Origin of the sequence: Thermogemmatispora sp., assembly GCF_042408735.1 — a bacterium.
Lineage (GTDB): Bacteria > Chloroflexota > Ktedonobacteria > Ktedonobacterales > Ktedonobacteraceae > Thermogemmatispora.
This window is the reverse complement of sequence record NZ_JBHOQV010000020.1, coordinates 44,659-50,981: the sequence shown is the minus strand read 5'-3', so window position 1 is coordinate 50,981 and position 6,323 is coordinate 44,659. Positions and strand designations below refer to the sequence as shown.

5 protein-coding genes are annotated in these 6,323 nt (G+C 61.6%); 3 read left to right on the top strand and 2 right to left on the bottom strand.

The genetic code is table 11. The features are described 5' to 3' along the window. Nucleotides 1–1,335: 1,335 nt before the first annotated feature. Nucleotides 1,336–2,172 carry an SGNH/GDSL hydrolase family protein gene (locus ACFMO7_RS01795; RefSeq protein ID WP_376793829.1) on the bottom strand — a complete coding sequence of 279 codons (837 nt, stop codon included), beginning with the start codon at nucleotides 2,170–2,172 and terminating at the stop codon, nucleotides 1,336–1,338. A 406-nt stretch (nucleotides 2,173–2,578) separates the two neighbouring features. Here ACFMO7_RS01795 and ACFMO7_RS01790 point away from each other — a divergent pair, with 406 nt between their 5' ends. The 3 genes from ACFMO7_RS01790 to ACFMO7_RS01780 all read left to right on the top strand — a co-directional run bounded on the left by ACFMO7_RS01790 (nucleotide 2,579) and on the right by ACFMO7_RS01780 (nucleotide 5,612). Next, on the top strand, nucleotides 2,579–3,319 hold the full coding sequence (locus ACFMO7_RS01790; protein WP_376793828.1) for a type 1 glutamine amidotransferase: 741 nt from the start codon (nucleotides 2,579–2,581) through the stop codon (nucleotides 3,317–3,319). A 481-nt stretch (nucleotides 3,320–3,800) separates the two neighbouring features. Then, on the top strand, nucleotides 3,801–4,730 hold the full coding sequence (locus tag ACFMO7_RS01785) for a PP2C family protein-serine/threonine phosphatase (protein WP_376793827.1): 930 nt from the start codon (nucleotides 3,801–3,803) through the stop codon (nucleotides 4,728–4,730). Nucleotides 4,731–4,892: 162 nt separating this feature from the next. Then, complete coding sequence (locus ACFMO7_RS01780) at nucleotides 4,893–5,612, top strand: CAP domain-containing protein (RefSeq protein WP_376793826.1); 720 nt, start codon at nucleotides 4,893–4,895, stop codon at nucleotides 5,610–5,612. A gap of 137 nt (nucleotides 5,613–5,749) precedes the next feature. Here ACFMO7_RS01780 and ACFMO7_RS01775 read toward each other — a convergent pair whose 3' ends face one another. Further along, nucleotides 5,750–6,322: a YceI family protein gene (locus ACFMO7_RS01775; RefSeq protein ID WP_376793825.1), complete on the bottom strand. Its 573-nt coding sequence runs from the start codon at nucleotides 6,320–6,322 to the stop codon at nucleotides 5,750–5,752. Nucleotide 6,323: the final 1 nt, after the last annotated feature.

Below are 6,323 nucleotides of genomic sequence, written 5' to 3'. Positions count from 1 at the left end.
CAGTATCCTCAAACGGATCGAGGCCGCTGCAACCGACCCCCTGGAAACCCACCCCGGGATACATCTTTCATATCTTCTAACGATTCAGGCCCCGTTTTTGGCAGCTGAGCGGCTCACTCTTTCCCACGTCCCCCTTCATTTCCCCCTCGTGCCACGGCCCGCGTCGAAACTCGTCGGCTGCAGCGCTGAAGGGGCGAGTTTCGAGAAAGCACCAGCCTCCTTTGGCGTACTCCAGCGGCAAGAGCTGCAGCTTTTCGACCACTCGGGACCACTTGAGCCCCCGGCGACGAACGAGTTTCGAAGCAGGCCCTCACATGGGCCATGTTCGAGGGGGGGAAGTCTCCCCAGCTCGTTTTCTTCTCCCCCTCCTCGCCTTCGACAGCGAGGCCCCCGCGACCCCATCGCCGGAGCATGTGGCAACGGGCCAGCAACGCCCCCGAGCTGCGAGTCCGGCGGCTGGGCCGCACGAGAGACAGACACCCACCAGCCTCCCTCGCTCCTGGCCAGCGTGCGATCGCTGGGGGGAAGCCAGAGCAGCGCAGAGCACCTGGCCCGCTGCCCTGCCGCAGGAGCTTGTGGGATGTCATCCTCCTCAGCGCGTCAGCAAGGGGTTCCACTCGGCGTCCCTGCCTGCAGCGTCGCACCGCATCTTCTCCGGGTCCGCCAGGGCAGCAAGCCAGGAGCCAGGCGGTCCCCCGCCCCGGGGCGATGTTCCCACCTTGGAGGAACAAGCTGCTCATCAGCAGGCCCACGACGGTGGTGGCACCCGTCGAAGTCTCAATCCAGGCAGGAAGGGTCCATGGTCGTCAGCCTGCTGCCCTACGGCCCACAGGGCGGCCCTGTGGGCGCTCGCCCCTCGCTGTGCCCCCTCATCCGAGGGTGTCGGCCTCTGGAAAGATCGTCCTCAAGCGGGTTGCTCGCCCAGGAGCCGGGGATCAGACGCGGGCAGGGCCGCCATCACTCTCCGGGTCCTGTCCTGGCTGGGAGCAGTTCGATCGAACGAACGTTCCCCGGACGGAGAGCAAGGGAGCAGGCCAGGGAGGAATCATCCTCTAATCTCGACGTTGAGAGAAGGCAGACAAGCGGAGGGGCGGACAGACAGGCAGACAGCCGGGGTTGCCTTTCCTCGAGGTTGCGTCAAACGGGCTGCCAACCTGTCCGCCGCCGAAAGGAAGGACGGTGAGGCTCTTCAGTTAGCTCGCCAGACTGCTCATCGCCGGGGCCAGGACCTCAAGGGAGAAGTAGTCGGCGGAGTCAGAAGAGAGCAGCGGAAAGAAGGCGATAAAATCACCTCCCCAGCTCGTCGGCCAGCGAGCTGGGAGCCACCCGGCTCGCCTAGTAGCCGACGGTCTGTTCGAAGGACTGAGCGATGACCTGGTAGCCTTTGTCAGTAGCGTGAATGTCGTGGAAAACGCTACACATCCAGGTATAGCTGCAGATGTTATTGTTGGGAACGGTCGCCCCGCCAAAGGCAGAGAAGACATCGACGAGGACGCCGAACCCCTGGACATCGCTCGCCAGATGCTCATTAAGCTGCTGGGTATAGGGGACCGTATTGGGGCACTTGTTCTGGTATGGATCGTAGTAATTCATCACGAGCAGGTCACCCGTTACCTGGCCGTTGACAGTAAGAGCAGCACGCAGCTGAGGAAGGATCACCTGGCGCAGATTATAGTCCAGGGTCTGGAGGGCGCTGGTGCTGGCAGTGGTATCGATGGCGCAGGTCTGAGAATTCAGATAGGGCAGGACATCATTGGCCCCAATATCCAGAGTCACCGGGCTGACCTGGCCCGCGTGGGCCCGCAAGAAGTTGAGGGCGGCGTTCAGCTGTGACCCGAGGTAGGGGTACTTACGCAAGAAGGGGAAGGGACACTTACCATTAAGGAAGGTCACGCTGGTCTCGCCTGGACAGGCCAGGTTGACCATCGAGGTCGTGCCGTGAGCCTTCAGGTCCTGGAAAAAGTAGTTACTATACCCATGCGCGAAGTCCAGGTCCGGCTGGAAGCCGAAGGCCAGGGAATTGCCCAGGACCAGGTAGTACTTCTTTGGACCCACCAGTTTCAGGCCCTGAGCATGAGCTGCACGCACATCAGGGGCAAGTACAAAGAGGAGCAGCACAGTCAGGACGAAGGGTAGCACCAGGCGGCAACAGGCAGGTATGCGTTTACCCATACATGACCCCCTTTGGTATCAGGGCTAACGTTGCAGCAAGCAGTGAGGAAAAGCACACACCCCTGTTACATAGTATACATTCTGAAACAAAATAATACAAGACATTACATAGCAAAACAACTGTTTGGACCCTTGCAGGCAGCGGCGGCGTCAGGTGAGGAGAAGGCGGCGGTCCCTCGTTGGGCGGCGGCACGGCGAGCGCAGTTCCACCTTGACCGTGGGCCGTCTTCTCAGCTATAGTCTTGAGAGAAGCAGCCGGGCGTCTTGTGGCAGACCTGGCCAGGCCGAGCAGGGCCTGGCCGGAGCCAGTCGCACGCACGCTCGCTCTGTTTTTTTCTTTCGTTCAAGCAAGAGAGCCAACTAGCTAGCTAGAGGCACAGAGGCAGGTAATGCGGGCATGGAGCAGATGAAGCAGCAACCTCGATCGCGGCGCGTTCTAGCCATTCAACAGATTTGGGATGATCCTCCCGGCTATCTCGGAGAGATCCTGGCGGAGCATGGCCTGGCCTGCCAGACCCTGCAGGCCGAGCAGGGACCTCTCCCGGACAACCTGGATGACTACGGCGCCCTGCTGGTCCTGGGAGGGCCGCAGCACGTGGGCGAGGAGGAGCGCTATCCTTATCTCCGCCAGGAGCAGGCCCTGATTCGCCAGGCCATCGAGCAAGACATTCCGTTTCTGGGAATCTGCCTGGGTGGACAATTGCTTGCAAATGTATTGGGAGCGGAGGTCAGGCGACACGATTTTGTCGAGTTGGGCTTCTACCAGGTGCAATTGACCGAGGCCGGGCAGAGAGATCCCCTCTTCCAGGGGCTGCCGGGTTACCAGCAGGTCATTCACTGGCATGAGGATGTCTTCGAGCTACCTGAGGGCGCCGTGCTGCTGGCCACCAGCCCGGGTACGCCTCATCAAGCTTTCCGCTACGGGCGTCGCGCCTATGGGCTGCAGTATCACATCGAGCTGACGCCCGCCATGCTGGACATGTGGCTCTACACGCCTGGCTACCGCGAGGAAATCGTTTCGCTGCTTGGGCCAGATGCCATCGAGCGCCTGGAGCAGGAACGCGCGCGCTTCTACCCGCTCTACCAGCAGCACACGCGCCTGGTCTTTGAAAACTTCCTGCGCCTGGCCGGGCTACTGTCGGGGTGATCGAGGCAAGGCTGAGCCTGGTTCCAGCTGGTTCTACCCTTGTTTCTGCCAGCCTATGAGGGGGGCGGGAGTGTTCCTGGCAGGCCCTGCCGATCTGGTCTGGTCTTGACAGTGCTTCTGTCTCGTATTTGCGTAAGCAGTTGACCAGACAGGGATAGCATACTATAATTAGCGTAAGTGCGATCAAGGGACAATTGCCCTCGTTGTCCCTGGCCTGGCAGGGTGCGACGCTCCCCTCGCCCACTGCAAGGGATGGGTCGCTGCCGATCGGCAGAGGCAGGTCCCGCGCAGGACCGGCCCAGCTCAGCCTGTCGTACGGCACTTCAGCCAGGTCCAGCAGAGCTGGTGGCAAATGGCGCCTCCAGGGCGCGGCCAGGCGTCAGTCAGGCCACCACACCTGCACCAGATTCGTCTTACCCTGGTCTGTACCGCCATGTCGAGACCAAGCCGTGGAGTGGAGCTGAAGGAGTCATTGATTACTATGCCGCACGCGAGAGGCCGCCGGCGTCAAGCCAGCGTTGCCTCTGAGCCGACTCGCTTTGTTTTCTCCGCCTGTAGCATTCCCTGTGAGAGGCATCCCGAACACAACGAGGACAGCTTTATCGCCGATGCTTCGACTGGATTGGCCGCCGTTTTCGATGGCGTCGGGGGCAGTGCCGCCGGCGAAATCGCCGCCCGCATCGCGGCCCGCTGCACGCATCAGGGCTGGAAGACGGTCATGCGCCGCCTCCAACAGCGCTACCCCGGCGGCCTGCTGCTGGATCAACAGGGAGACCATCATCAGGAGCTTGGCCGTTACCTGCGTGAGGTGCTGGAGGAGGCCGATGAGCAGATCCGCACGGAAGGGGCCCAGCTTGCTGGCACCGACGATCTGGCCACGACGGTCGCCCTCGGCGTGTTTTGCCCCCTCTCTAATGCCCCCGGAGCCTTGCTTTTCTACGCCCACGTTGGCGATAGCCGCATCTACCTGCTCCGCTCGGGGGAGCCGCTGCGCCGCCTGACCGCCGACGATGGCTTGCTGGGCAAGCTGGTGGAAAATAAGGTGCTTAAGGATAGCGATGCGCTCCGTATCGATCAGGCAATGCGCTTCGAGGATCTCTCGGATCTGGAGCTGAACTACTTCCGCTGGCGCGGCGGCATCACCCAGGCCCTCGGTGGCCCCCTCTCCCCTACTATCCATGTGAACCAGACGATGATCTCTCCGGGTGACCGCGTCCTCTTCTGCACCGACGGCATCCACGATAATCTGACCGATGAGGAGATCGGCACCCTCTTAAAAGCCGGCCCCCGCTCCTCGGTGGCCCGCCTCCTGGCCGAACGCTCGCTTCAGCGCTCGCGCGAGGAGCGCCATCTGACGATCCGCGCCAAGCCCGATGATATCACCGCCGTTGTTGTGACCTGCCGCTTCTAGAGCTTCTCTCGCAGGGACAGCCCTCTCTTCTCCGGCTGAGCAGAAGCCTCCTTCCCCCAAAAGTACCAGATATATCTGTCAATGTGTCTATGAATGGTGACGCTATGCTACACTGTTCCCTGCTCAAAGGCTTTCCAGTAGAGTAGAGAGCTGTTGCTCAGCATGAGAAGAGATCGGCTGACTCACAAGATTGTCTGCCTCTTCGCGCTGCTCTTATTGCTTCCCGCCTGCACCAGCGCTGGGAACGGCAGCAGCCGCTCTCAGCCGGGACGAGACGCGGCGCAAGCCCCTCCCGGCAGCGGGGCTTTAACTCATCTGGAGCGACTGGCGACGCCTACACCGACAGTGCTGATCCCCAGCCAGCAGACCACTCCCACCCCTACCCCCCAGGCCAGTTCCGCAGGTCGCGCTCGGGCCACAACCCCGGTGAGCGCCTCAGCCCCCTACGGCCCTCCACCTCCTTTGACCAGTCTGGAGCAGTACTTAACGCAAAAGCTCTTTGCTCAGATCAATAGCGATCGGGCAGCTCAGGGCCTCTATCCCTATACCTGGAACGCAACGCTGGCGGCTGGCGCTCGCCTGCATAGCTGGAATATGTACCATTGCGGCTTCAGTCACACCTGTCCCGACGGCCTGCCGCAGTGTACGCGCATCGCCAACGAGGGGTTCAGCTTTACCGACTGCGGCGAGAATATCGGCCTGGCCGGCCCATCGAACCCAGCCTGGACCAACGTTTATCAGGTTCAGGAGAGTATGGCAAATGAGCCGGCCACGGGCTGGCACCACATCCATCTTTTTAGCACGACGCTGCACCAGGTGGGCATTGGGGTCTACGTCGACCCTTCCGGCTGGGTCTGGTTTACAGAGGACTTTATTAGCTAGCCGACGCGCTTTCTCCTACCTCTGTCCGGGACCTGCCGCGCTGAGGCTATCAGACGATCAGTCCTCCCAGCCTGGCTGGGTGGCCGCTTCGGTAGCTGTCGGGCCTGTTGGCTTTCTCTCCCGTGTATCTCTTATCCCTATCCCTGGGTGCCTGCAGTCTGGGCCTGGCTTTCCTGACCGGCTGCGCTCGCTTCCTCGACAAGCTCGGCTTCAATGCGGACGTCGACACGCTCGCTGACAAGCCAGCCACCAGCTTCCAGGGCCACGTTCCAGTTCAGCCCCCAGTCTGTGCGATTGAGCGAGGTGGTCGCGGTGAAGCCCAGACGCCTCTGGCCCTGCCAGTCGCGCGAACGGCCTTCCAGGCTGACGTCAAGGACCACAGGTCTGGTGACACCGCGAATGGTGAGGTCTCCATAGAGCTTGCCCGTGGTCTCGCTGAGCGGCTCTACGCGCGTGCTGGTGAAGGTGATCGTGGGGTAGTGCTCAACGTCAAGGAAGTCGGCAGATTTGAGATGGGCATCACGTTGTGGCTGGTTGCTATCAAGACTGGCAGCATCGATCTGGACCGAGATTCGCGTCGCTTCGGGATGGGCTTCGTCGAGTTCGATGGTCCCCGACCATTGCTTGAAGCGCCCCCGCACGGTGGTGATCATCATGTGCCTGGCACTGAATTCAATGCTGGTGTGCGCCAGGTCGAAGCGCCACGGCATG